The sequence below is a fragment of the Ectopseudomonas composti genome (genome assembly GCF_001567565.1).
Lineage (GTDB): Bacteria > Pseudomonadota > Gammaproteobacteria > Pseudomonadales > Pseudomonadaceae > Aquipseudomonas > Aquipseudomonas composti_A.
This window is the reverse complement of sequence record NZ_LSSW01000029.1, coordinates 798,505-823,508: the sequence shown is the minus strand read 5'-3', so window position 1 is coordinate 823,508 and position 25,004 is coordinate 798,505. Positions and strand designations below refer to the sequence as shown.

General features: G+C 62.9%; 16 protein-coding genes, 1 tRNA gene and 1 pseudogene. 11 read left to right on the top strand and 7 right to left on the bottom strand.

Annotation, left to right across the window (positions count from 1 at the left end; translation table 11 throughout):
- Positions 1–681: 681 nt before the first annotated feature.
- The 4 genes from PCLY_RS20155 to metR form a co-directional block, all read right to left on the bottom strand.
- Positions 682–3,828: an efflux RND transporter permease subunit gene (locus PCLY_RS20155; RefSeq protein WP_061241556.1), complete on the bottom strand. Its 3,147-nt coding sequence runs from the start codon at positions 3,826–3,828 to the stop codon at positions 682–684.
- A 1-nt stretch (position 3,829) separates the two neighbouring features.
- Entirely contained in the window at positions 3,830–4,915 is a 1,086-nt protein-coding gene (locus PCLY_RS20150; RefSeq protein ID WP_061241555.1) for an efflux RND transporter periplasmic adaptor subunit, read from the bottom strand.
- Positions 4,916–4,924: 9 nt separating this feature from the next.
- A complete protein-coding gene (locus tag PCLY_RS20145; RefSeq protein WP_061241553.1) occupies positions 4,925–5,581 on the bottom strand; it encodes a TetR/AcrR family transcriptional regulator in 657 nt (218 codons plus the stop codon).
- 225 nt (positions 5,582–5,806) lie between these two features.
- Complete coding sequence (gene metR, locus PCLY_RS20140; RefSeq protein ID WP_061241551.1) at positions 5,807–6,724, bottom strand: transcriptional regulator MetR; 918 nt, start codon at positions 6,722–6,724, stop codon at positions 5,807–5,809.
- A 168-nt stretch (positions 6,725–6,892) separates the two neighbouring features.
- On the opposite strand from metR, the gene metE reads away from it, so the two are divergent.
- Complete coding sequence (gene metE / locus PCLY_RS20135) at positions 6,893–9,181, top strand: 5-methyltetrahydropteroyltriglutamate--homocysteine S-methyltransferase (RefSeq protein WP_061241549.1); 2,289 nt, start codon at positions 6,893–6,895, stop codon at positions 9,179–9,181.
- 195 nt (positions 9,182–9,376) lie between these two features.
- The gene (locus tag PCLY_RS20130) at positions 9,377–10,366 is read left to right on the top strand and encodes an alpha/beta fold hydrolase (protein ID WP_061241662.1); all 990 of its coding nucleotides are present in this window, start codon (positions 9,377–9,379) and stop codon (positions 10,364–10,366) included.
- Positions 10,367–10,465: 99 nt separating this feature from the next.
- Here PCLY_RS20130 and PCLY_RS20125 read toward each other — a convergent pair.
- Positions 10,466–10,636: pseudogene (locus PCLY_RS20125) on the bottom strand (DUF6316 family protein); the annotation flags it as partial.
- A 279-nt stretch (positions 10,637–10,915) separates the two neighbouring features.
- On the opposite strand from PCLY_RS20125, the gene PCLY_RS20120 reads away from it, so the two are divergent.
- Positions 10,916–11,878 (top strand): DMT family transporter, encoded by a 963-nt coding sequence (locus tag PCLY_RS20120; RefSeq protein WP_061241545.1) that lies wholly within the window; start codon positions 10,916–10,918, stop codon positions 11,876–11,878.
- Here PCLY_RS20120 and PCLY_RS20115 read toward each other — a convergent pair.
- Entirely contained in the window at positions 11,875–12,342 is a 468-nt protein-coding gene (locus PCLY_RS20115) for an Lrp/AsnC family transcriptional regulator (RefSeq protein WP_061241543.1), read from the bottom strand. The genes PCLY_RS20120 and PCLY_RS20115 overlap by 4 nt on opposite strands.
- Before the next feature lie 198 nt (positions 12,343–12,540).
- Between PCLY_RS20115 and PCLY_RS20110 the strand changes: the two genes are divergently transcribed.
- The 3 genes from PCLY_RS20110 (at position 12,541) to PCLY_RS20100 (ending at position 17,341) form a co-directional block, all read left to right on the top strand.
- Positions 12,541–16,008 carry an indolepyruvate ferredoxin oxidoreductase family protein gene (locus tag PCLY_RS20110; RefSeq protein ID WP_061241542.1) on the top strand — a complete coding sequence of 1,156 codons (3,468 nt, stop codon included), beginning with the start codon at positions 12,541–12,543 and terminating at the stop codon, positions 16,006–16,008.
- A gap of 69 nt (positions 16,009–16,077) precedes the next feature.
- Complete coding sequence (locus PCLY_RS20105) at positions 16,078–17,190, top strand: Leu/Phe/Val dehydrogenase (protein ID WP_061241540.1); 1,113 nt, start codon at positions 16,078–16,080, stop codon at positions 17,188–17,190.
- A 76-nt stretch (positions 17,191–17,266) separates the two neighbouring features.
- Positions 17,267–17,341 (top strand) — tRNA-Arg (locus tag PCLY_RS20100).
- A 122-nt stretch (positions 17,342–17,463) separates the two neighbouring features.
- On the opposite strand, the gene PCLY_RS20095 is transcribed toward PCLY_RS20100, so the two are convergent.
- A complete protein-coding gene (locus PCLY_RS20095) occupies positions 17,464–19,605 on the bottom strand; it encodes a TonB-dependent siderophore receptor (protein ID WP_061241538.1) in 2,142 nt (713 codons plus the stop codon).
- Between the two features lie 424 nt (positions 19,606–20,029).
- On the opposite strand from PCLY_RS20095, the gene PCLY_RS20090 reads away from it, so the two are divergent.
- The 5 genes from PCLY_RS20090 to PCLY_RS20070 all read left to right on the top strand — a co-directional run bounded on the left by PCLY_RS20090 (position 20,030) and on the right by PCLY_RS20070 (position 24,977).
- Positions 20,030–20,824, top strand: a complete 795-nt coding sequence (locus tag PCLY_RS20090; protein WP_231740184.1) for an ABC transporter ATP-binding protein — start codon at positions 20,030–20,032, stop codon at positions 20,822–20,824.
- The gene (locus PCLY_RS20085; RefSeq protein WP_061241534.1) at positions 20,824–21,804 is read left to right on the top strand and encodes a FecCD family ABC transporter permease; all 981 of its coding nucleotides are present in this window, start codon (positions 20,824–20,826) and stop codon (positions 21,802–21,804) included. Before PCLY_RS20090 ends, PCLY_RS20085 begins: the two co-directional genes overlap by 1 nt.
- Positions 21,801–22,844 carry a FecCD family ABC transporter permease gene (locus tag PCLY_RS20080; RefSeq protein WP_061241532.1) on the top strand — a complete coding sequence of 348 codons (1,044 nt, stop codon included), beginning with the start codon at positions 21,801–21,803 and terminating at the stop codon, positions 22,842–22,844. Before PCLY_RS20085 ends, PCLY_RS20080 begins: the two co-directional genes overlap by 4 nt.
- 28 nt (positions 22,845–22,872) lie before the next feature.
- Positions 22,873–23,811 carry an ABC transporter substrate-binding protein gene (locus PCLY_RS20075; protein ID WP_231740183.1) on the top strand — a complete coding sequence of 313 codons (939 nt, stop codon included), beginning with the start codon at positions 22,873–22,875 and terminating at the stop codon, positions 23,809–23,811.
- A 173-nt stretch (positions 23,812–23,984) separates the two neighbouring features.
- On the top strand, positions 23,985–24,977 hold the full coding sequence (locus PCLY_RS20070) for a TauD/TfdA family dioxygenase (RefSeq protein WP_156458622.1): 993 nt from the start codon (positions 23,985–23,987) through the stop codon (positions 24,975–24,977).
- Positions 24,978–25,004: the final 27 nt, after the last annotated feature.

The following is a 25,004-nucleotide window of genomic DNA, read 5'->3' as shown; positions in this document are numbered from 1 at the left end:
GGATCTGAGATGGCGCGGATACTAAGTTGGCTGTTAGGGCATTTCAAGCAAAACCTGAACCAAACTTTTAGTTGTTTTTTAATTCGGCGATTTTTTGTTATTTTTATAATAAAAACAATAACTTATATTTTGATCTTTTTTGGGCGTCAAAAAACAGTCTCGTTATTTCATGTTGTTTTTATGGCGCCATAAAAACAACATCTCTCCGTGCATGCTTGTGTGGCGTGAGTTTTCGGTTTTGCTCGAAAGTTGTGCGAAACATGCTCTGTGACGTTAGTGCTAAGTTGCGGAGTGTTACGCGGTAGATGCTTTATTGGGGTTGGCGCGTGCTGCAGTACGTCGAGGAGCTTCTTGCTATGTGAAGGGCGCCACGTAATTGCTGCTTGGCACAATGCCACTGCCTGATCTACTCTCCGGGTACCGGGCTAACGAAGTGGCCAACAGGCAGGACGCCGACCCCATACACTTCGTTAGCTCGGTCTTCATTGCCTTCGCTGGTCTGCGAGGCGAGTGAAATACAAGGCCCTCACGCAGAGGGCTTTGTCGTTTCTGCAGGGCGCTGTGCGCCCGCTGCCTGTAAATAGCATCCCTGCTGCCTCTCCATCCCCGCCCTTGGTCGTCATTGCTGAGTAGTCTAGACGATATATGGCATTTTGCCATGCACCCTCTCGGGAGGCTGTTTCAGTCGGTACTTTGCCGCCGCACCGCGTTCGGGCGAGGGGGCATGAGGTTTTCCGGTAGGTCGAGCAGGTCGGTGTCGTAGGTCTCCAGTGACGGTGGGCGGCGCTCGAAGCGAGCACCGAGTACCAGCATGCAGGGCGTAAGCAGCAGGGTCAGTACGGTGGCGAAGGCCAGGCCGCCGGCGATGGCGCTGGACAGTTGGGTCCACCACTGCGTCGAGGGTGCGCCGAAGCCGAGGCTGGGGCTGATCAGGTCGACATTGACGCTGAGTACCATTGGCATCAGGCCGAGGATGGTGGTCACCGCGGTCAGCAGCACCGGACGCAAGCGCAGGCTGCCGGTTTCCAGCGCGGCTTCGCGTGGCTCCAGGCCCTGGCGGCGCAGTTGGTTATAGGTGTCGATCAGAATGATGTTGTTGTTGACCACGATGCCGGCCAGGGCGATCAGACCCATGCCGACCATGACGATGCCGAACGACTGGCCGTTGACCAGCAACCCGATCAACACCCCGGCAGTGGAAAGGACGATGGCCGACAGCACCAGCGCAGCCTGGTAGAGGCTGTTGAACTGGGTCACCAGGATGATCGCCATGAGGAAGATGGCGACGGCGAAGGCCGTCATCAGGAAGGTGGCGGCCTCACGCTGGTCAGCATCTTCACCTGCGAATGTCACCTTGACCTCGGCCGGCACTTCGCCGAGCGCTTCACGCAATGCCTTGAGGCGTTCATCCAGGCGCGCACCTTCGGCCAGATCTGCCTGCAGGGTGATGGTGCGATCCCCGTCGACGCGGCGCAGGGTGCCGACCTTGGGTGCCGGCTGCAGGTCGACGAAGTTGCTCAGAGGCACCTGGCCCGCCGGCGTGTTCAGCGTCAGGCGGCCGAGCTGGTCGAGCGAGCGCCAGTTGCCAGGCAGACGCACGCGAATGTCGACTTCGTCGGTGGCATCTTCCGGGCGGTAGGTGGCGAGCTTCAGGCCATTGGTGATCATCTGTACCGCGTTGCCGACGCTGAGCACGTCGGCGCCGAAGCGCGCGGCGGCCTCGCGGTCGACCTTGATCCGCCATTCGATGCCGGGCAGGGCGCGGTCGTCTTCTATATCGACGAAACCACCGAGCTTGTGCATTTCCCCGCGAATACGCTCGACCCACGCTTCGCCCTGTGCCGGATCCAGCGCACTGATCTGCAGTTTCACCGGTTTGCCATCGGTGGGGCCTTGTTCCTGTTGGCGAAATTCCAGTATCACGCCGGGGATGCCGGCGGTGCGCTGGCTCATGTCGGCAAGAATCTCCTTGGCGGGGCGGCGCTGGTGCCAGTCGACGAACTGGAACTGCAAGGTGCCGATCACATCAGCGCCGAGCTGGCCTTCCGGCTGCGCCAGGGAGCGGGCATACAGCGCTTTGACCTCGCGCATGCCAAGTACCTGCTTCTCGACCTGTTTGAGCAGGGCGTCCTTCTCTTGCACCGATAGATCGCCGCGTGCGCGCAGCCAGATCTGCGCGCTTTCCGGTTCGACGTCGGGGAAGAATTCCACGCCATGGTTGAAGCGCCCGTAGCCGACGTAAATCAGCGCAACCAACGCGAGCATGCCGAGCAGAGTGAGGCCGGGACGCTTGAGCAGGGTTTCCAGCAACTGGCGATAGACGCTGCCCGCGAGGTGGGTAGACGGCGCGCGCGGTCGGGCCTGGCCGCCCGTGACGGCGCCGAGCACCGGCAGGAATACCAGTGCCATGGCCAGCGAGGCCAGCAGGCAGATGATCACCGTGGCCGGCAGGTACTTCATGAACTGGCCGACCACGCCGGGCCAGAACAGCAATGGCAGGAACACCACCAGGGTGGTTGCGGTGGAGGCGATCACCGGCCAGGCCATGCGCGTGGCGGCGTTGGCCCAGGCCTGACGCGGCGTCTGTCCCTGCTGCAGGTAGCGGTCGGCCAGCTCGGAGACGACGATGGCGCCGTCGACCAGCATGCCGGCCACCAGAATCAGACTGAACAGCACGACGATATTGAGGGTGAAACCGAGCATCCAGATCAGCAGAATGCCGCTGAGAAAAGCGCCGGGAATGGTCAGCCCGACCAGCAGTGCCGAGCGCATGCCCATGCTCGCCACCACCAGAATCAACACCAGGACGATGGCGGTCAGCACGTTGTTGAGGAGGTCGCCGAGCATGCTCTGCACCTCCTGCGACTGATCCATGATGTAGCTGACTTCCACGCCCGGCGGCAGCAGGGGCGCCGCCTGCGCCATCAGCGCCTTGACCTGATCGATGGTCTCGATGATGTTGGCGCCGCTGCGCTTGGCCACCTCCAGCACGATGGCCGGCTGGCCGTTGATGCGGGCGAAACCGGTCGGGTCCTTGAAGGTACGGTGGATGGTGGCGACGTCGGCGAAGGTGACCACGCTGTCACCGACCACCTTGATCGGCATGTTCATCACGTCTTCGAGGTCTTCGATGACGCCGGGCACCTTCATGCTCATGCGGCCGGCACCGGTATCCAGGCTGCCGGCAGCGACCAGGCGGTTGTTGCGACTGACCAGGTTGAACAGCTCGTTGTAATCGATCCCGTAGCTGTCGAGCACCTGCGGGTCGACGACGATCTCCAGCAGGTCCTCGCGGTCACCGCCGATTTCCACCGACAGCACTTCGGCGATGCCTTCGATGTTCTCCTTCAGGCGCCTGGCGATGTACACCAGTTCGGTTTCGGCAATCGGTCCGGACAGCCCCACCGACAGCACCGGAAACAGCGCCACGTTGACTTCGGTGACCGTAGGCTCGTCCGCTTCCTCTGGTAGCTTGCTGCGAGCGGTGTCGACTTTCTCGCGTACATCGGCCAGCGCCACCTTGGCATCGAAGCCTGCGTCGAACTCCAGCGTCACCGACGCATGGCCCTCGCTGGACACCGAGCGCATTTCCTTGACGCCCTCCAGGCTGCGCAGTTCCTGCTCCAGCGGGCGCACCAGCAGGCGTTCGCCATCTTCCGGGCTGATGCCTTCAAGGGTGACCGAGACGTAGATCATCGGGATGGCGACGTCCGGGTTGGACTCCTTGGGCATGGCGATATAGGCCACCAGTCCGCCGCAAAGCAGAAACAGCAGGATCAGGATGGTGGTGCGGCTGCGGTCGAGAGCGGCAGAGATCAGTGCGTGCATCTCAGCTGCCCTCGGCGAGTTGCGTGCGCACCTGCTGACCCGGCTGGACGAAGCCCTGGCCAAGGGTGATCAAGGCCACCTTCGCTGGCAGGCCGCTGACCCAGGCGCCCTGGTTATCGACGCTGATCAGCTCGACCGGGGTGAACTCCACGCGCTGCGCATCATTGACCCACTTGACGCCGTGGCGGCCGTTTTCGTCCAGGCTGAGCAGCGCGGGGGACAGGCGGTGGGCCATGGTTTCGCCGGTCTGGATATGCAGCGTGGCGCTGGCGCCAGCCAGGCGCAGGCCGTCCGGGTTGTCCACCTTGACCTCGATGCGGAAGCTGCGCGAGCCAGGGTCGGCGGCAGCGGCGATGAAGTACAGCTCGCCCCGCAGCGTGCGGCCGTCGAGCAGTTCCACTGTGACGGGTTGGCCCAATTCGAGCTGGATGACCTGCTGCTGGGCAATCTGTGCGCTGACCTTGAGTCGGTCGATATCCACCAGGGTCAACAGGCTTTGCCCGGGCTGGACGAAATCGCCGAGTTCGACCATGCGCTGGTCATAGATGCCGGCAAACGGCGCTCTGATCTTGGTGTTGCGTTGCTGCAGACGGGCGCTGTCGAGTTCGGCGCGGGCCTTGGCCAGCTCGCTCTCCAGGCGCATCAGTTCATTGGCCGAGACCAGGCTGCGTTCACGCAGGCGTTTGGCTGCGCTGACATCGCTCTGACGCTGGCGTACATCGGCCTCGCTGCGTGCGACCTGGGCCGGGCGGTCATCTGGCGAGAGGCTGAGCAGCAGTTGCTCGGCAGCCACCCGATTGCCCTTGTCCTGATCCAGGTTCTGCACACTGCCGGTGACCTGGGCGCGCAGCTCTACCCGCCGCCAGGCTTCGACCTGACCTTGCACGACATGCTGGCGCTGCATGGGCTGTGCTTCCAGCCATTGCACCTCGACCCTGGCCAGTTCGGGCGCTGCGGCAGGCTTGTCGGGCTCGGCTTGTACGTCGTCGCGTGCCATGAAGCGGTCTCCGCTGAGCAGCCAAAGCAGCAACACAACGACGATGACGACGGCGATGATCCAGGGGCGTTTGCTCAATTGCGCGAACATGGCGATGGCTCACTCGTTGATGGCGGGCGCTGCCAGCAGCGCGGCGGCCTGGCCCTGCAGGCCGGCGATGATGAAGTCGGTGACGCGCTCGAAATAGGCGTCGAAGGCAATGGGGTCGGCCCAATGCTCGAAGCCGCCCGAGGCAATGCGCGTCATCACCCCGTTGATGCAGGCCTCCACGCCCCACAGCAGGTGCTGGCAATGCTCGGCAGAGAGCTGCAGACCGGCGAAACTGTTCTGCAGCAATTCACCGAACAGGGCCACGTACTCGGCTTCGAGTTCGAGGAATTGCTCGCGGTAGGGCGGTTCCAGTCGTTCCTGAAAGGCCGGTCGATCGCAGTGCAGGCATAGCTGGGCCTGCAGTGGGTCGGCCAGCAACTGCTCGAAGGCGCGACGGATCATTCGGCGCATGGCCTCCGGCGCCGGTGCGGAGTGAGAAAGTGCCCGCAGCTCGGTCAGATGCATGCGCGAACGATCGAGCACCAGGCGCGCATAGAGCGCTTCCTTGCTGGGGAAGTGCTTGTACACGGTGCCCTTGCCGATGCCGGTATGGCGTGCCACTTCGGCGATGGTGACGCGGTCCCAGGACTGGCTCTGGAACAGCTGGCGGGCGGCTTCGAGCAGGGCGCTTTCGCGTTGCTGGAAGAGTTGATCCTGGTAGCGCATGGACATTTCCGCAGTTGACGTGACCGGCGGTCATGCTATGACCGTCAGTCACGGCGCAGCAAGGCGAGAGTTGTAACAAGGCAATTACCGGCCAGGCTCGTTGCTCGCAGGCCGCGGCTGTTACGGATGGCAGGGCGTCACATGCCTGCCCACGATGAGGGCGAAGCACGCGGGCAGCCGACGAAATTCGTTTGGCTGCCAGCTGCCTTGTGTGTGAAAGGACGCTCAGCGCGCGACGCTGACGCCCTCGAGGCTGGCGAACGAGGTGTCCTTGGCGGTGAGCAGGAAGTCACGCATGAACGGCGCGTCGAGCATATCGGTGCGGATCGCCGCGTAGAGGGTGGCGAACAAGCCTTTTTCGCCCAGACGCTTGGCGCTGACGTAGCCACGCGAGCTGTACTCGTGCAGCGCCCAGTTGGGCAGGCCGCATACGCCACGCCCGCTGGCCACCAGTTGCATCATCATCACCGTCAGCTCGGAGGTGCGTACCTGTGCCGGCTCGACGTCGTTGGGTTCGAGAAAGCGGGTGAAGATGTCCAGGCGGTCGCGTTCCACCGGGTAGGTGATCAGGGTTTCCGTGGCCAGATCCTGCGGCTGGATGCAGGCCTTGTGTGCCAGGCGGTGCTGGTTGGCCACGGCGAGCATGGCTTCGTAGGTGAACAGCGGTACGTAGGTGATGCCGGCGAGCTCGATGGGGTCGCTGGTCACCACCAGGTCCAGGTCGCCACGGGCCAGCGCCGGCAACGGGGCGAAGGAGAATCCCGAAGCCAGATCCAGCTCCACCTCCGGCCAGGCGTCGCGGAACTGGTCGATGGTCGGCATCAGCCACTGGAAGCAGCTATGGCACTCGATGGCCATGTGCAGGCGGCCGGCAGTGCCGCCAGCGAGGCGCGCCAGGTCACGCTCGGCGCCGCGCAGCAGGGGCAGGGTGGCGTCGGCCAGTTGCAGCAGACGCAGGCCGGCGCTGGTGAAGCGTACCGGCTTGGTCTTGCGCACGAATAGCTGCAGGCCGAGGCGTTCTTCCAGTTCCTTGAATTGATGCGAAAGCGCCGACTGGGTCAGATGCAGGCGCTCGGCGGCTTCCACCAGGCTGTCGGTTTCGCGCAGGGCGTGCAGGGTTTTCAGGTGGCGGAGTTCGAGCATGACGGGTCTCTACTAGGGCTTCATTCATCCAATGCCGTAACTGGATGAAAATGGTTCATACAGCCTACATGAGTAAAACTTTAGATCAAGACGAAAATCTTGAGTTTGTCTCACTCTGACGTGATGCCGAGAATGGCGCCATCTCGATTGATTCTGGAGTTTCACCACATGGCCCTGTCTCACTCTCTCGGTTTTCCGCGCATTGGTCGCGACCGTGAACTGAAAAAAGCCCTCGAAGCGCACTGGAAAGGCGAGCTGGACGAAGCCGGTCTGCGTTCCGTCGGCCAGCGCCTGCGTGCCGAGCACTGGCAGCTGCAGAAGGATGCCGGCATCGATCTGCTGCCCGTGGGGGACTTCGCCTGGTACGACCAGGTACTCGGTCACTCCATGGCTTTCGGGGTGATTCCCGAGCGCTTTCGTTCGGCTGCGGGCAAGCCGACGCTGGATACCCTGTTCGCCATGGCGCGTGGCGTCAGTAGCAGTTGTTGTGGCGGCGCTCATGCGCAAGAGATGACCAAGTGGTTCGATACCAACTACCACTACCTGGTGCCGGAGTTCAGTGCGGATCAACGGTTCGCCCTGAGCTGGGAGCAACTGTTCGAGGAGGTGGTTGAAGCTCAGGCGCTCGGTCACCGGGTCAAGCCGGTGCTGATCGGTCCGCTGACCTATCTGTGGCTGGGCAAGGCCAAGGGCGACGACTTCGACAAGCTGGAGCTGCTCGAACGTCTGCTGCCGGTCTATGGCGAGATCTTCCAGCGTCTGGCTGCACAGGGCGTGGAGTGGGTGCAGATCGACGAGCCGATCCTGGTGCTGGATCTGCCGCAGGCGTGGAAGAACGCCTTCGAGCGTGCCTACAACCTGATCCAGCGCGAGCCATGCAAGAAGCTGATCGCCACCTATTTTGCTGGCCTGGAAGACAACCTGGGCCTGGCCGCCAACCTACCGGTGGACGGCTTGCACATCGATCTGGTGCGTGCGCCCGAGCAGTACCCGACCATTCTCGATCGTCTGCCGGCCTATAAGGTGTTGTCCTTGGGCGTGGTCAATGGGCGCAACGTCTGGCGCTGCGATCTGGATAAAGCCCTCGAGGTGCTGCGTCACGCTCACGAGCGTCTGGGCGAGCGTCTGTGGGTGGCGCCGTCCTGCTCGCTGCTGCACAGCCCGGTGGACCTGGCCCGTGAAGACCAGCTCGACGCGGAGCTGAAAGGCTGGCTGGCCTTCGCCGTGCAGAAGTGCCAGGAGGTGGCATTGCTCGGCAAGGCCCTGGAGGCGCCGCAGGATGCCGCGGTGCAAGCGGCGCTGGAGGCGAGTCGCGCAGTCCAGGCAGCTCGCGCCACTTCAACGCGCATTCACAAGCCCGAGGTGCAGGCCCGCCTGGCGGCGATTCGTCCGCGCCATGCCCAGCGCCAGTCGCCGTTCGCCGCGCGTATCGAACAGCAGCGCGAGTGCCTGCAGCTGCCCTTGCTGCCGGCCACGACCATCGGCTCCTTCCCGCAGACTTCGGCCATCCGCCTGGCGCGGCAGTCGTTCAAGCAGGGCAAGCTCAGCAACGCCGAGTACACCGAGGCCATGCACAGCGAAATTCGCCTTGCGGTGCAGGTGCAGGAGCGCCTGGGTCTGGACGTGCTGGTGCATGGCGAGGCCGAGCGTAACGACATGGTCGAGTACTTCGCCGAGCAACTCGACGGCTACGCGTTCACCCGCTTCGGCTGGGTGCAGAGCTACGGTTCGCGCTGCGTCAAACCGGCGGTGATCGTCGGTGACCTGAGTCGGTCCAAGGCCATGACCGTGGAGTGGATCACCTACGCTCAGGGCCTGACCGACAAGGTGATCAAGGGCATGCTCACAGGCCCGGTGACCATGCTGATGTGGTCGTTCCCGCGCGAGGACGTGGCCCGTGAAGTGCAGGCCAGGCAACTGGCGCTGGCGATTCGTGACGAGGTGGTGGATCTGGAAGTGGCCGGCATCAAGATCATCCAGATCGACGAGGCTGCGTTCCGCGAGGGCTTGCCGCTGCGTCAGGCGGCTTGGCAGCACTATCTGGGCTGGGCTACCGAAGCCTTCCGCCTGACCGCCAGCGGCGTGCGTGACGAGACGCAGATCCATACCCACATGTGCTACAGCGAGTTTAATGATGTGATCGAGTCCATCGCGGCGATGGATGCCGACGTCATCACCATCGAGACCTCGCGTTCGGACATGGAGTTGCTGGAGGCTTTCGAGCGCTTCGCATATCCCAACGAGATCGGCCCGGGCGTTTATGACATTCACTCGCCGCGTGTGCCTGACAGTGCCGAGATGGCCGGGTTGCTGCGCAAGGCGGCACGGCGCATTCCGCTGGAGCGCCTGTGGGTCAACCCCGATTGCGGCCTGAAGACCCGCGCTTGGCCGGAAACCGAAGCCGCGCTGGTGAACATGGTCGCCGCTGCCAGGCAGTTGCGCGTCGAGCTGGCCTGATTGCCGCCAGTCGCGCTGCCCCTCCCTCGGGCACCTGAGGGGAGGGCAGCGCGACGCTCTGGGCTGGGCTTTTGGTCACCATCCGGGCAACCGTTCGTCCTCCTTCATCAAACTGTCACGCTTGTGTGGCAGCGCCGCCGAATGACTTTCATCAGACTCGCGTTTCAGTGGGGTTCTGCGTTTCTGGTGTTTTTCATGCGTGTACTGATCTTTCTCGCCGCATTGCTATGCGGCCTGCCGACTCTTGCGGCCAATCGTTGTGATCTGAATGAGCCCACCCGCTACGCCGACGTTGGCGATGTGCGCCTGGCCTACCAAAGTGTTGGCAGTGAGCGCGATCCGACTCTGCTGCTGGTAATGGGGCTGGGCGGGCAGTTGATCCACTGGCCTGACGAGGTGGTCGAGCGTTTGTGCCAGCAGGGTTTTCGCGTCGTACGCTTCGACAACCGCGATGTGGGTCTGAGCAGTTGGCGAAAGCCTGCGCCAAGCATCAATCTGCCTTACGAAGTGCTGCGCTATCGCCTGGGTTTGTCCCTCGGCGTGCCTTACCACCTGCGGGACATGGCCGGCGATGCTCTGGGGCTGATGGATCAGCTCGGTGTCGAGCGCTTTCATGTGCTGGGCGCGAGCATGGGCGGCATGATCGCCCAGCACCTGGCCGACCTGGCGCCGCAGAGGGTGCTGAGCCTGACGCTGGTGATGACCAGCTCGGGTGCCCAGGGGTTGCCGGCCCCCAGCGACGCGCTGGTGGCGCTGCTGGCAAGACGCGAGGCGGGCAGTCGCGAGGCGGCGTTACAGCAACAGGCGGACCTGCTGGCGGCGCTCGGTAGCCCGGCGGTGCATGATGATCGTGCCCTGCTTCTGCACCAGGCTGAGGTCGCTTATGACCGTGCCTTCAACCCCGAAGGGGTGCAGCGCCAGTTACTGGCGATTCTTGCCGAGTCCAGCCGGGTCGAACTGCTCAATCGCCTGAAGGTGCCGACACTGGTGGTACACGGTACCGCCGACCCGCTGTTGCCGGTGATGCATGGCGTGCACGTGGCGGCGCATATCAAGGGCGCCGAGCTCAAGTTGATTCCGGGCCTGGCGCACCGCTTTCAGGATGCCTTCAAGGAGCCGCTGCTGGCGGCGGTCTTGCCACACCTGGCGGCGCATCGAGGCGACCTGGGGTTGGCGCACCTGTAGCGTGAGCACTCAAGGCTCCTGGTTGTGCTTGATCGCTTCGCGCCGCTGCAGGTTATCGATGTGCTCGCTGCTGTGGCGCATCAGCTTGTCGGCCATGACCATGCGTTCGATGTAACGCACGATGCTCTGTTCGGCGTCGTGGCGCGAGCGGTAGGGGCCTTCCAGCGTGCCTTCGCGTGTGGCGAAGAAATACTGGCCATTGACGGCGCTGACGCGTGAGCTGCGGTAATGCGTACCCGGTTGAGGGTCGAGGCTGCGTTGGCCGAACATGGTGAGGGCTCCATCTGCAGGGGCTGGATAAGCTGAGTCTACTGTGGGCGATGCGGCCTGCCTGGCCAGGCGACAGGTGGTCGACTTTGGCGTCCTTTTGGCTGCTTTTCTGTGGTTTTTTGGGGTTTTTGACGCCGGCTGGTTGGCGTCGCTGGTGTGCCCAGCAGTACAGTTCTGCGCTGCAACCAGGCTGAACTGTTGCTGTGTCGGTGTGGTGGCCTCTCCTAGAATGCTCTGCTGCGGTCGACACGCTCTGTTGGCTGCCTGCCAGAGGTTGTCATGCACATTTCATCCGGCCGTTGGATGTACGGCCTGCTGTTGGCCCTGATCACGTCAGTGTTGTGGGGCATCCTGCCGATCAAATTGAAAGAAGTACTGCAGGTGATGGACCCGGTGACGGTCACCTGGTACCGCCTGGCCGTGGCCGGCTCCCTGCTGCTGGCCTACCTCGCTGCGAGCCGCCGGCTGCCACGTTTTCGTCCTCTGGGGCGCAAGGGTGGTTGGCTGCTGGCACTGGCCATCGCTGGGCTGACGTCCAACTATGTGCTGTATCTGGTCGGGCTCAATCTGCTCAGCCCCGGTACCACGCAACTGGTGATCCAGGTGGCGCCCATCCTGCTGCTGATCAGCAGCCTGTTCGTCTTTCGCGAGCGCTTCAGCCTGGGCCAGGCGATTGGCCTGATGGTGATGCTGCTGGGCTTCGGTCTGTTCTTCAATCAGCGCCTGGGCGAACTGCTGACCTCGCTGACCACCTATACCACCGGAGTGCTCACCGTCCTGGCTGCCGCCTTCGTCTGGACCTTCTACGGCCTGGCGCAGAAGCAACTGCTGACCTCGTGGAGCTCGGTGCAGGTGATGATGGTCATCTACCTGGCCTGCGCACTGCTGCTGACGCCCTGGGCGCAGCCGCTGCAGGTGCTCGAGCTGAGCCCGCTGCAGGGCTGGCTGCTGCTGGCCTGCTGCCTCAATACCCTGGTGGCCTACGGCGCCTTCGCCGAAGCACTGGCGCACTGGGAGGCCTCGAGAGTCAGCGCGACCCTGGCGCTGACGCCATTGGTGACGTTCGTGTCCGTGGCCCTGGCATCGACCTGGTGGCCTGACCATGTGCTGCCCGAACAGGTCAACTGGATCGCCTATGCAGGCGCCGTGGTGGTGGTGCTCGGCTCGGCACTCACCGCACTCGGCCCGTCGCTGCTGGCCGCTGTGCGGGCGCGCAGAGCCAGGCGCCAGGCCCTGTCTTAATCCAGCGGCAGCTCGGTGGTGCGTTTGACCTCGCTCATGGCGATATGCGAGTGCGCTTCATGCACATGCGGGCGCTGCAGCAGGTGGTCACGCAGGAAACGCTCGTAATCGGCGATGTCCTTGGCCACCACCTTGAGCAGGTAGTCCGAGCCGCCGGCCATGCTGTAGCACTCCAGCACTTGCGGATAACCCACCACGGCCTGCTCGAATTCGTCCAGATTTCCGCGGCCGTGGGCCGATAGCTTGATGTCGACGAACACCGTGATGCCGAAGCCCAGGCGCTTGTGATTGAGCAGGGCGACCTTGCGCTCGATCAGTCCTTCTTCCTGCATACGATGAATACGCCGCCAGCAAGGCGATTGCGACAGCTCGACCTTTTCTGCCACCTCTGCAGCCGAGAGGTCGGCATTGTGTTGCAGCAGGCGGAGAATCCGGCGGTCGATGGGGCTGAGCTTGTCCTGCATGATTGTTTCCGATTTTTTGTAATTGTTGGAATGATCATGCGAAGTATCGCCCTCGCTGCTGAAAAATAGAAAGAAAAAAGCGGAACCCTCCGGTCATGATTTAGGCAAATCCGTCGCAGTGATCCTGCGGCAGGGTCCAACGGAGCGTGTTTACCGTCGCGCTCTCTGTGCTCGCCATAAGAATAAAAGGAGCGCTCCATGTCACTGGCCGAAATCCGCCTGGATGACAAATACCGCCTCGCTACTGGTCACCTCTACCTGACCGGCACCCAGGCGCTGACCCGCCTGCCCATGCTGCAGAAGCAGCGTGACGCCGCCTTCGGACTCAATACCGCCTGCTTCATCTCCGGCTATCGCGGCTCGCCTCTGGGCGGTCTGGACAAGAGCCTGTGGGATGCGCGCGATTACCTGAAGGAAAACCACATCCACTTCCAGCCTGGCGTCAACGAAGAGTTGGGCGCGACGGCAGTGTGGGGCAGCCAGCAGGCCAACCTGTTCCCCGGCGCGCGCTACGACGGCGTGTTCGCCATGTGGTACGGCAAGGGGCCGGGCGTCGACCGCAGCGGCGACGTGTTCAAGCACGGCAACTCGGCCGGGGTCTCCAAGCACGGCGGTGTGCTCTTGCTGGCCGGTGACGACCATGGCTGCAAGTCCTCGACCATCGCCCACCAGAGCGAGCATGCCTTCATTGCCGCATCGATTCCGGTGCTCAACCCGGCCAACGTCCAGGAAGTGCTAGACTACGGCATCATCGGTTGGGAACTGTCGCGCTACAGCGGCTGCTGGGTGGCGCTGAAGACCATCGCCGAAAACGTCGATTCCTCTGCCGTGGTGGACGTCGATCCGCTGCGCATCCAGATCAAGATTCCCGAGGATTTCCAACTGCCGGAAGACGGCGTGCATATCCGCTGGCCGGATCCGCCCCTGGCCCAGGAAAAACGCCTCAACGTCTACAAGATCTACGCCGCGCGTGCCTTCGCCCTGGCCAACAACCTCAACCAGGTCAAACTCGATTCGCCCAACCCGCGCCTCGGCATCATCACCACCGGCAAGTCCTACCTCGACGTGCGTCAGGCCCTGGATGACCTCGGTCTGGACGAGGCGCTGTGCGCCAAGGTTGGCCTGCGCGTGCTCAAGGTCGGCATGAGCTGGCCGCTGGAACCGGTGTCCGTGCACCAGTTCGCCGAAGGCCTGGATGAGATCCTGGTGGTGGAGGAAAAACGCAGCATCATCGAAGACCAGCTTACGGGGCAGCTCTACAACTGGCCGGTAGGCAAGCGCCCGCGGGTGGTCGGCGAGTTCGATGAACAAGGCAATTCGCTGCTGCCCAACCTCGGTGAACTGACCCCGGCGATGATCGCCCGGGTAATCGCCAAGCGCCTGGCGCCGATCTACAGCAGCCCGACCATCGAGGAGCGCCTGGCCTTCCTCGATGCCAAGGAAAAGGCCCTGGCCGCGCCCAAGCACAAGACTGTGCGCACCCCGCATTTCTGCTCCGGCTGCCCGCACAACAGCTCGACCAAGGTGCCGGAAGGCAGCCGTGCCCTGGGTGGCATCGGTTGCCACTACATGACCCAGTGGATGGACCGCAGCACTGATACCTTTACCCAGATGGGCGGCGAGGGTGCCACCTGGATCGGCCAGGCGCCGTTCACCGACACCCCGCATGTGTTCCAGAACCTCGGTGATGGCACCTATTTCCACTCCGGTCACCTGGCCCTGCGCGCCGCCGTGGCCGCCGGGGTCAACATCACCTACAAGATCCTCTACAACGACGCGGTGGCCATGACCGGCGGCCAGCCCATCGACGGTGAGCTGCGCATCGACCAGCTCAGCCAGCAGGTGCATGCCGAAGGCGTGAAACGCATCGCCCTGGTCAGCGACGAGCCGGACAAGTACCCGACCCGCGCCACCTTCGCCCCGGGCGTGACCTTCCATCACCGCCGCGAGCTGGACGCCGTGCAGCGCGAGTTGCGCGAGGTCAAGGGCTGCTCGGTGATCCTCTACGACCAGACCTGCGCCACCGAGAAGCGCCGTCGGCGCAAGCGCGGCAAGCTGGTCGATCCGGCCAAGCGCGCCTTCATCAACCCGGCGGTGTGCGAAGGCTGCGGTGATTGCAGCGTCAAATCCAACTGCCTCTCGGTACTGCCGCTGGAGACCGAGTTGGGGCGCAAACGCGAGATCGACCAGAGCGCCTGCAACAAAGACTTCAGTTGCCTGGAGGGCTTCTGCCCGAGCTTCGTCACCGTGCATGGCGGCAGCCTGCGCAAGCCCGAGGCCGTTGGCCTGGGCGCGCTGTTCATCGCCTTGCCGGAGCCGAAGCAGCCGGCCCTGAGTCGGCCCTGGAACATCCTGTTGCCCGGCGTCGGTGGCAGTGGCGTGACCACCGTCGGTGCACTGCTGGGCATGGCCGCGCATATCGAAGGCAAGGGCTGCACGGTGCTTGACCAGGCCGGCCTGGCGCAGAAGTTCGGCCCGGTGATCACCCACATCCGTATCGCCGCGCGGCAGAGCGATATATACGCCGTGCGCATCGCCGCCGGAGAAACCGATCTGCTGCTGGGTTGCGACCTGGTGGTGTCGTCCAGTGAGGAGGCGCTGGCCAAGCTCAACGACAAGATCGCCCATGCGGTGATCAACAGTCACGAGTCGGCGACCGCCGAATTCACCCGCAATCCCGATGCCCAGGTGCCCGGCGCTGCCATGCGCGAAGCGATCAGCGAGGCGGTGGGTGAGGGCAAGACCCGCTTCGTCGATGCCACTCGCCTGGCGACCCGGTTGCTCGGTGACAGCATCGCCACCAACCTGTTCATGCTCGGCTATGCCTATCAGCTGGGTCTGGTGCCGGTGTCGGCAGAGGCGCTCAACAAGGCCATCGAGCTCAATGGCGTGGCCGTACAGCTCAACCAGCAGGCCTTCCTCTGGGGCCGTCGCGCCGCGCATGACCTGACCGCAGTGGAGAAAGTCGCTGCGCCCAAGGTCGTCGAAGCGCCGCATTGCAGCACGCTCGATGAGATCGTCGCCGACCGTGTGCAGCGCCTGAGCGCCTATCAGAATGCGGCCTATGCCGAACGCTACCGGGCGCTGGTCGAGCGTGTGCGCAAGGCCGACAGCGATGCCCAGCAGCGCCTGAGCAAGGCTGTGGCGCGCTACTACTTCAAGCTGCTGGCCTACAAGGACGAGTACGAAGTGGCGCGGCTGTACAGTGACGAGACCTTCCGCAAACAGCTCGAAGCGCAGTTCGAAGGCGATTACCAGTTGCAGTTCCACCTGGCGCCGAGCTGGTTGAGCAAGCCGGATACGGTCACCGGCGAGCCGCGCAAGCGCAGCTTCGGTCCCTGGATGCTCAAGGCATTCGGCGTGCTGGCGCGTTTCAAGTTCCTGCGTGGCAGCGTGCTCGATCCGTTCGGTCACAGTGCCGAGCGCCGCCTGGAGCGCGAGCTGATCGAGGAGTACGAAGCCAACGTGGCCTACCTGCTCGCCGAGCTCAACGCCGGTAACTACCGCACGGCAGTGGCGCTGGCCGAGATTCCGGAGCAGATCCGCGGCTACGGCCACGTCAAGGACGCGGCGCTGGCCAAGGCGCGCGAACAGGCAACGCAGCTCAAGGCGCGTCTGACCGTCAGCGAGATCGCCGCGGTGCAGTTGTTCGAACCGGCTGCCTGACCTTCCCATCCCCTTTGCCACCCTCTCCCTTGCGGGGGAGGGGCGGCTTTTTACATCCGAGGTAACCCGATGTCCGTCTTCACTCACGTCGACTTCGATCAGCACGAACAGGTGGTTTACGGCCACGACCAGGCCAGCGGCCTGAAAGCCATCATCGCCATCCACGACAGCACGCTCGGCCCGGCACTGGGCGGCTGCCGCATGTGGAACTACGCCACTGACGAAGAGGCACTGCGCGATGTGCTGCGCCTGTCGCGCGGCATGACCTACAAATCGGCGCTGGCCCGTTTGCCGCTTGGCGGCGGCAAGGCGGTGATCATCGGCGACCCGCACACCGGCAAGAGCGAGGCGCTGTTCCAGGCCATGGGCGATTTCGTCGACAGCCTGGGCGGGCGCTATGTCACTGCGGCGGATTCGGGCACCGGCGTGGCCGAGATGCGCATCATGGCCGAGCGCACCCGCCATGTGGCCGGCGCCGGGCAGCGTGAAGCCTTCGGCGGTGGCAGCCGTGACGGCGATCCGTCGCCTTCGACCGCCTATGGCGTATTTATCGGCATCCAGGCGGCCGCAGCGCATCGCCTGGGGCGTCAGGATCTTGAAGGCGTGCGCGTGGCCATCCAGGGTGTCGGCCAAGTCGGTTTTGGCCTGGCCAAGCTGCTCAAGGAAGCCGGCGCGCAGCTATGGGTGACGGACATCTTCGAGGCCAACGTGCAGCGCGCGGTCAGCCAGCTAGGCGCCACTGCGGTCGGCCAGCACGACATCTACCGCCTCGACGTGGACGTGTTCGCGCCGTGCGCGCTGGGCGCCATCGTCAACCTGCAAACCCTCGAAGCACTGCGTGCACCGATCATCGCCGGCGCCGCCAACAATCAGCTGGCCGATGCCAGCCTGGCCGAGCTGCTGCGCCGCCGCGAGTGCCTGTACGCGCCGGATTATGCGATCAATGCAGGTGGCATCATCGACGTCTGCTACGAGCGCACCGGCGGCACTGCGGCTGAGCTCAAGGCGCATATCGAAGGTATCGGCCCGACCCTGACGGAAATCTTCCAGCGCGCTGAACGCGAAGGCGAGACCACCACTGCGATTGCCGACCGCATGGCGCTGGAGCGTCTGCGCGGCGGTGTGCAACCACTGCGCGCTGCAGCGGCCGTCAGGGTGGTTTCCCAAAGCTGGCAGCGCTAGGCAGCGAGAGGGGCACGACATGACAAATGCGTGCGTCGCCGCTAAGATGCGGCCCGGTCGTTGCCAATACGGCCGTGTCCCCTTAGTTCAACGGATAGAATAAGCCCCTCCTAAGGGCTAGATGCTGGTTCGATTCCAGCAGGGGACGCCATCGACTCCGCAACGAAAAAGCCGGCTATTGCAGCCGGCTTTTTCGTTTTTGGTGGTTTGCAAGGATGGCAGCAGGCTTCGGTAGAAGCCTGCCACTCCATCGGTTTGCTGGGTATGGACGCATCACCAGTTGAAGTTCACCGAGGTCAGCAGGGTGCGTTCGTCACCGTATTGGCAGGTGGAGAACGAGCACTGCGTGTAGCGCTTGTTGGCCAGGTTGCTGGCGTTGACGGTCACGTTCCAGTGGTCGTCGATCTGGTAGCGGGCCATGGCGTCGAACAGGGTATAGGCAGGCATGGCCGAATCCATTTCCGAGGCCTGGGTTGTACCCATGTAGCGAGCGCCGGCGCCTACGGTCAGTTGCGGAATACCCCAGTTGGCGAAGTCGTAGCTGGCCCACAGGGCGGCCTGGTGGTAGGGCGTATCGTCGCTGCGTTGGCCAACGCTTTTATCAGGGTCGACGGTCTTGGTAATACGAGCATCGGTGTAAGCGTAGGAGGCGATCAGGCTAAGAGCCGTGGTGACGTCCGCTTTGGCTTCGAGTTCAAGGCCCCGGGAACGGACTTCATCTGTCTGCTGAGGATCGCCATTGTTGTCGGTGCTCAGGACGTTGGTTTGGGTTAACTCGTAAATGGCAGCACTGAGTAGCAGGTTGCTGTCCTTGGGCTGATAGCGCACGCCGACTTCATACTGCTTGCCTTCGGTGGGGTCGAAGGTCTGGCCGGTGACTGACGCAACGGAAACCGGGAAGAACGACTCGCTGTAGCTGATATAGGGTGCCAGGCCATTATCTGCGACGTAGACCAGTCCTGCGCGGTAAGTAGTGGCTTCGTCATCCTGACTGGCCTTGGTGTCATTGCGATGCGCCATTTGCTGCTGATCGGCCCAGTCATGGCGGCCGCCGAGCAGCAATATCCACTTGTCGTCGAACTTGATCTGATCCTGGAAATAGACACCCTTTTGTAGTGTGTCGAGCTGTGAGCCGCGATCCAGGCTGCGATCCTTGTTTACTACTACCGGTTGTCCATAGTTGTAACGGGTCAGATCCAGGCTTGGGGCGTTGCCACGGAAGTTATGCGAGTCGTAGGAGGTGTCGTAGCCGTCGAAACCAACCAGTACGGTGTGCTCGGTGCTACCGAGCTGCCATTTCGACTCAATATTGGTATCGCTGGCCCAGGTTCGCGCGCGCTCGCGTCGATCACTGTATTGGCGTGCCAGAATGCCAGTGGCTGAGGCTTGCGCAATTGCTGCTCTTCTGGCCGCTCCCGAGAATGGAAGCTGAACGTAGTTGAACTTCACATCCGACTCGTAATATCGCAGCTTATGATTGAGCGTGAAGTTTTCGTTGAAGTGGTGCTGAAATTCGTAGCCCAGCGTCGACATCTCGCCGTTCATGTCGTCGTAGTCCGGCTCGCCGATGAAATCGTGGCGACCGATCTTGAAAGCGCTATCACCTACACCTTTGACCAACTGATAGGGCAGGGACGCGGGGAAGCGCGTATCGGTCTTCTGGTAGAAGGACAGCAGGGTCAGCGAGGTGTCTTCGTTGGGGCGCCAGGTCAGCGCCGGGGCGATGTAGAACTTGTCGTCGTTGATATGATCCTGCTGGGTGTCGCTGTTGCGGCTGAGCAGGGTCAGGCGATAGCTCAGGGTGTCGCTGCCAGCCAGCGGGCCGCTGAAGTCTGCAGCGATTTGCTTGCGGTCGTGGGAGCCTACTTGCAGGTTCAGCTCATGGAAGGGCGTTTCGGTCGGACGCTTGCTGACGCCATTGACCATGCCGCCGGGCGAGAGCTGACCATAGAGCACCGAAGCGGCGCCGCGAACGACCTCGACGCGCTCCAGGCCATAAGGCTCCTGAATCCCGTCGTAGGAATTGTTCTGCAGACGCAGGCCATCGCGCAGCGAACCGCCGGTGCCGGACTCGACCTCGAAACCGCGGATACGGAAGCGATCCGCAGTGCGGTTGAAAGCGGTCGAACTGGCGGTGAACCCTGGTGTGTAGCTCAGCGCCTGGGCCAACGTTTCCGACTGGCGGTCGCGGATCTCGTCGCTGGTCACCACCGACAGCGACTGCGGCGTTTCGGTGATCGGCGTATCGGTCTTGGTCGCGCTCATGTTGCGCTTGGCCACGTAACCCGGCACGTAGCCCGTGGGTTTTTCCTGGGCCTGGCCGGTCACTGTCGTGGCGCCGAGTTCCACTGGCTGAGTGGCATTCGTGGTGTCTCGCTCGGCTGCAGATAACCCCGCTGAACTCAGGCTAGCCATAGCCAGGGCGATAGCTGTAAGACGAAATCCTGGGCGTCGAGCGGTGTGTTCCGGGCGTTCTTGCAACGATACGTGGCGCATGCGTGACGGGTCCTGTTGTCTTTAGAGGTATGTCTGCGCGTGGCCGAGGACATTCTGACGATCCATCATGGCGCAGCGCTGTTGGCAGGTTGCTATAGCGCCGTGAACTCTACATCTAAATGAGAAAGATTTGTACTACTTAACAATTTATTGTCTTCACTAGGCTATTGCTGCAAGCTACGCGCAATGACCCAAGGCTCGAACACTGGCACGGAGCAAGGCAAGTCGAGCTGGGTACGATTTTCGCGGTGAACCCCGTATGTCCGTCAGTCTGTCTGGCCTTCGAGCTGGTCAGTGGTTGGCGGCGTGGTTCGAATTCGAGTGTGTGCGCATGTTGAAAGCGATGCGACTTCAGCTCCGGTTTGACGAGCTGAAGGTGCTGGATGACATCAGCCTGACGATTCCCGATGGCTGCTTTACCGCGCTGATTGGCGCCAATGGCTGTGGCAAGACCACCTTGCTCAATGTGCTGGCGCGCATGCAGCGTGTGGCCAGTGGTGAGGTGCTGCTCGAGGGCAGGCCGCATGCGCAGTTTTCGCGGCGCGAGTTGGCTCAGCGCGTTGCTCTGTTGCCACAGCGCACCACCTCACCTGCCGGTATCACGGTGCGTGAGCTGGTCATGCAGGGGCGCTACCCCTGGCAGAACTGGTGGCAGCAGTGGAGCGAGAAGGATCAGCAGGCAGTGGATCGAGCGGTAGCGCTGGCCGACATCACCACGCTGCTGGATCGCACCTTGTCCACCCTGTCCGGTGGCCAGCTGCAGCGCTGCTGGATCGCCATGACCCTGGCGCAGGACACTCCGGTGATCCTGCTCGACGAGCCCACCACCTTTCTCGATATTGCCCACCAGATTGCCTTGCTCGAGCTGTTGGCCGAACTGCGTGACCAGGGGCGCACCATCGTCGCCGTGTTGCACGACCTGAACCAGGCTGCGCGCTACGCGGATCATCTGGTGATGCTGCGCCGGGGCAAGGTGCATGCGCAGGGGGCTCCAGCGGATGTGTTCACGCCGGACAACCTCAAGGCCGTATTCGATCTGGATGCGCACATCATTACCGATCCGCATTCGGGCGACCCTTTGTGCGTACCGGCTTCCTCCACGCGCTCTCGCGTCGTTGATTGCCTGGTAAGCCTGTGATGCGTGCGTGGGCCTGGCCGATCTGGTTGTCGATTCTGGTGGGTATCGGCCTGGCCTCGATGCTGCATCTGGCGGTGGGCGCCAAGTCGATCCCGTGGAGCGATGTCTGGCAGGCGCTGGTGGCCTACGACCCGAGTAATTCCGATCACAGTGTGATTCAGGGCTCTCGTCTGCCGCGCCTGTGGGTGGCGATGGCGGTGGGGGGCTGTCTGGGCCTGGCGGGCACGGTGATGCAGGCCGTGGGGGACAACCCTCTGGCTGATCCGGGCATTCTCGGTATCAACAGTGGTGCGGCACTGTTCGTGGTGGTGGGGCTGCTGGTGTTGCCCGGCAACGACATGAGCATGATTCCGCTGTTCGCCTTCAGTGGTGCTCTGGTTGCCGCAGTTGGGGTCATGCTGCTGGCGGGGCGTAGGCCCAATCCGGTGCGCCTGACGCTTTCCGGGGCGATGATGGCCGCGCTGTTCGGTTCCATCACGGCTATCTTGCTGCTGCTCGATCAGCAGGGGCTCGATAGTCTGCGCCGTTGGCTGACCGGCTCGCTGGGCATCGCTGGCGCCAACCTGCCAAGCTGGCTCTGGCCATACCTGGCCGCAGGTGTGGTGCTTTGCCTGATCAACGTCCGGGCACTGAATGCCTATCGTCTCGGGGCGCAGGTGGCTTCGAGCATGGGCGTCAATCTGCTGCGCATGCGCCTGCTGAGTCTGGCTGCGGTTGTGCTGCTGTCTGGCTGCGCGGTGGCCCTGGCCGGGCCTATCGGTTTCGTAGGGCTGGTGGTGCCGCATGCAGCGCGGCTGCTGGTAGGGCATGACTTGCGTCGCCTGCTGCTGGCGACGCCATTGCTGGGCGGCTTGTTGCTGATTCTGGCCGATGTCGTTGCGCGTACCCTGGTCAGCCCCTATGAACTCAACACGGGTATCGTCACGGCGCTGATCGGTGGCCCGGTGTTCGTCGTCCTGGTGCTGAGGAAGTTGAAATGAGCCGCTGGCTGACGACGCCCAGACGTCTCGCCGGGCTGCCCTGGATCGGCCGGCCGATCGATATGCTGTCCGCGCTGTTACTGGTCGTGCTGCTGCTGGGGTTGGCGCTCTACGCCGCCACGGTGGGCAGCTATTCGCTGGGTATGGCTCAGCTCTGGCAGAGCCTGTTTATCGGCGATCTGTCGGCCATACAGGACAACGTGCTGTGGGAGTTGCGCCTGCCACGCATCTTGCTGGCGATTCTCGGTGGCGCGGCCATGGCTTTGGCAGGCGTGCTGATGCAGTCGCTGACGCGTAATCCTCTGGCGGCGCCCGGCCTGGTAGGGGTGGAGGCGGGGGCCAGCGTCACCATGCTGCTGATTCTGGTGCTATGGCCGTCAGCGCTACCGCTGCAGCTTTATCCAATGGCGGCGTTGCTGGGCGGACTGGCGGTGGCGTTGTTCATCGTCGGGCTGTCCTGGCGCGGCGGCATCGCACCGCTGCGTTTGATTCTGGTTGGTGTGGGGCTGACGGCCATGCTCGGCGCCGTCGCTGACCTGCTGATTACCTACGGCAATATCGATCGCGTCGAGTCGGCACTGATGTGGCTGGGCGGTAGCCTGCACCGTGGTGGCTGGCCGCAGGTACAGAGCCTGGCGTTGTGGTTGCTGATCGCAGGGTTGCCGCTGCTGCTGTGCCATCGTCAGCTCAATCTCATGCAGTTGGGCGAGGGCGTGGCGCTGAGTCGAGGCCTCAACCTGACCGGGCTGATGCTTCTGTTGTTGCTCAGCAGCGTGATGCTGACCGCCGCGACGGTGGCCAATATCGGCGTGATGACCTTCGTTGGTCTGGTCGCGCCGCACCTGGCCCGCCAGCTTTGTGGTGATCGACATGGTGCGTTGCTGCCACTGTCGGCGCTGTTCGGCGCCGTACTGGTCTTGCTCGGCGACACCCTCGGCCGGGCGTTAATGCCACCGCTGCAGCTACCTGCCGGGCTGGTAGTGGCGCTTATCGGTGCACCCTATCTATTGGTTTTGCTGGCGCGGCAACGCAACCGTTGACGCGCCTTCACTCAAGGACATGACGACGATGATGGTAAAGCTGAGAGCTTTTTTGCTGCTGGGTTGTGCGTTGGTTGGCCTGACTTCCGTGCAGGCGTTCGCTGCTGAGATGCGGGTGTTCGAGAATCAGTTTGGCCGCGTCGAGGTGCCGGTTGCGCCGCGTTGCGTGGTGTCCTTGCACGACCTCAGCCTGACTACGCAGTTGCTCGAGCTAGGGGTGACGCCCTGCGGCTCCGCCGGGCGCAAGAAGCTGTTCTCCGATGCGCTGTTTCGTGGTGCTCAGCAGCGTTTCGACGTTTCCGCCATCCGCTATGTCGGCTCGCACCAGTCGCCCGATCTCGAAGCCATTGCCGCGCTGAAGCCGGACCTGATCGTCGGGCTGTCCTATCACGAGGAGCTCAAGGAGCGGCTGAGCAAGATCGCGCCCGTGGTGCTGCTGCCGGCGCGCGAGGCGGATATCAAGACCTACGCCAAGGAGCTGGCCGATCTGGTGGGCAAGCAGCAGCGCTACCAGGAGATGCTCAAGGAGTACCAGTGGATCGTTGGCGAGTTCGCCAAGCGGGTGAAGGATCCCGGTCGCATCACCGTAACCACCCTGGAGGTCTACCCGGATGGCTTCCAGTTGATTGGTCGCTCCGGCATGGATGACGTGATCGCCGACTTCGGCCTGGGGCGCGTGGCGGCCTTCAAAGAGGCGCGCCAGAATGTGCCTTACAGCCTGGAGCGCATTGGCGACTTCGACAGCGACTTCATCATCGATACCTACGAGGAAATGCTCGACTCGGAGGCCGGCACCGAGGCGTTTCGCCGTTCGCCGCAATGGCAGAACCTGTTCGCGGTGAAGAATCATCAGTTCCTCTACTTCAACCGCAGCCGCTTCGCCGACACCATGCAGGGCATGATCGGTTCGGCTTATCTGCTGCTGTCGCACATTGGTGAGCGCGCCTACAACCTGCAGGAAAAATGATGGTGCTCTGTTTCGGCATGGCCCAATAGTGGCTCTGACCCGCCTGTTTCGGGGTTTGCCGCGACGCTGTGAACGATTCGTGCTTTATTCTCAAATAATATTAATTCCTGTTTGATAGTGAGTGTGTTTTGCGATAATTTGGTGCGCCTAATCAGTAGCGCCAAGGACTCCAGATGCTTACCGACTCGCTCTCCCGCGCAGACCACTCACTGGATAGGGTTCAGGCAGATAGCGAGGGTGCTCTGCCATTCATCTTGCGTGCCCCGGTGCCGGGCGAGTCCTGGCGCGATCATGCCGATCTGATCAGGCGCACTGTCGACAGTCAGTTGCAGACCACTGGCGGCGTCCTCTTCCGTGATTTCGCCTTTCGCGACGCCGGTGACTTCGAGGATTTTGCCCGCAGCTTCGGTCATGAGCTGTTGACCTACGACTATGCGTCCACGCCGCGTACCAAGCTCAACAGCCGCGTCTACACCTCGACCGAATACCCCGCTCACCAGGTCATTCCGCTGCACAACGAACAGTCCTACTCGTTGAATTGGCCAATGAAAATCTGGTTTCACTGCATCCAGGCGGCGCAGGCCGGTGGCGAAACCCCGATTGCCGACAGTCGCCTGGTCTATCAACGCATCGATCCCGTCATTCGTCAGCGCTTCGCCGACAAGCGCCTGATGTACGTGCGCAACTACGGCAATGGGCTGGATCTCACCTGGCAGCAGGCCTTCAGCACCGAAGATCGCAATGAGGTCGAGCGCTTCTGCCGCCTCAGCCAGATCGACTTCGAGTGGAAGGACGATGGCGAGCTGCGTACGCGCCAGATCTGTCAGGCCATTGCTCAGCATCCGGTCACGGGGGAGTGGGTCTGGTTCAATCAGGCGCACCTGTTCCATATCTCCAACCTGCCGACGGCACTGCGCGAAACGCTGGTGTCCATCGTCGGCGAGGAGGGCGTGCCGCGTAACGTCTTCTACGGCGATGGCTCGCCCATCGAGCTGGACGCACTGGAGCATGTGCGCGATGTGCTGCAGCGCACTCAGGTCAGTTTTCCCTGGCAGGCCGGCGATGCGCTGATGCTCGACAACATGCTGGTCGCCCACGGACGTTCTACCTTCCAGGGGCCGCGCAAGGTCGTGGTGGCCATGGCCGAGCCCGCACCAGCGGGCTGATGCCCTCACTCCTGATGCCGCCGCGCA

Coding starts and splice junctions, on each gene's coding strand:
- PCLY_RS20155 (WP_061241556.1), bottom strand. CDS start 3,828: ATGCACGCACTGATCTCTGCCGCTCTCGACCGCAGCCGCACCACCATC.
- PCLY_RS20150 (WP_061241555.1), bottom strand. CDS start 4,915: ATGTTCGCGCAATTGAGCAAACGCCCCTGGATCATCGCCGTCGTCATC.
- PCLY_RS20145 (WP_061241553.1), bottom strand. CDS start 5,581: ATGCGCTACCAGGATCAACTCTTCCAGCAACGCGAAAGCGCCCTGCTC.
- metR (WP_061241551.1), bottom strand. CDS start 6,724: ATGCTCGAACTCCGCCACCTGAAAACCCTGCACGCCCTGCGCGAAACC.
- metE (WP_061241549.1), top strand. CDS start 6,893: ATGGCCCTGTCTCACTCTCTCGGTTTTCCGCGCATTGGTCGCGACCGT.
- PCLY_RS20130 (WP_061241662.1), top strand. CDS start 9,377: ATGCGTGTACTGATCTTTCTCGCCGCATTGCTATGCGGCCTGCCGACT.
- PCLY_RS20120 (WP_061241545.1), top strand. CDS start 10,916: ATGCACATTTCATCCGGCCGTTGGATGTACGGCCTGCTGTTGGCCCTG.
- PCLY_RS20115 (WP_061241543.1), bottom strand. CDS start 12,342: ATGCAGGACAAGCTCAGCCCCATCGACCGCCGGATTCTCCGCCTGCTG.
- PCLY_RS20110 (WP_061241542.1), top strand. CDS start 12,541: ATGTCACTGGCCGAAATCCGCCTGGATGACAAATACCGCCTCGCTACT.
- PCLY_RS20105 (WP_061241540.1), top strand. CDS start 16,078: ATGTCCGTCTTCACTCACGTCGACTTCGATCAGCACGAACAGGTGGTT.
- PCLY_RS20095 (WP_061241538.1), bottom strand. CDS start 19,605: ATGGCTAGCCTGAGTTCAGCGGGGTTATCTGCAGCCGAGCGAGACACC.
- PCLY_RS20090 (WP_231740184.1), top strand. CDS start 20,030: ATGCGACTTCAGCTCCGGTTTGACGAGCTGAAGGTGCTGGATGACATC.
- PCLY_RS20085 (WP_061241534.1), top strand. CDS start 20,824: ATGCGTGCGTGGGCCTGGCCGATCTGGTTGTCGATTCTGGTGGGTATC.
- PCLY_RS20080 (WP_061241532.1), top strand. CDS start 21,801: ATGAGCCGCTGGCTGACGACGCCCAGACGTCTCGCCGGGCTGCCCTGG.
- PCLY_RS20075 (WP_231740183.1), top strand. CDS start 22,873: ATGATGGTAAAGCTGAGAGCTTTTTTGCTGCTGGGTTGTGCGTTGGTT.
- PCLY_RS20070 (WP_156458622.1), top strand. CDS start 23,985: ATGCTTACCGACTCGCTCTCCCGCGCAGACCACTCACTGGATAGGGTT.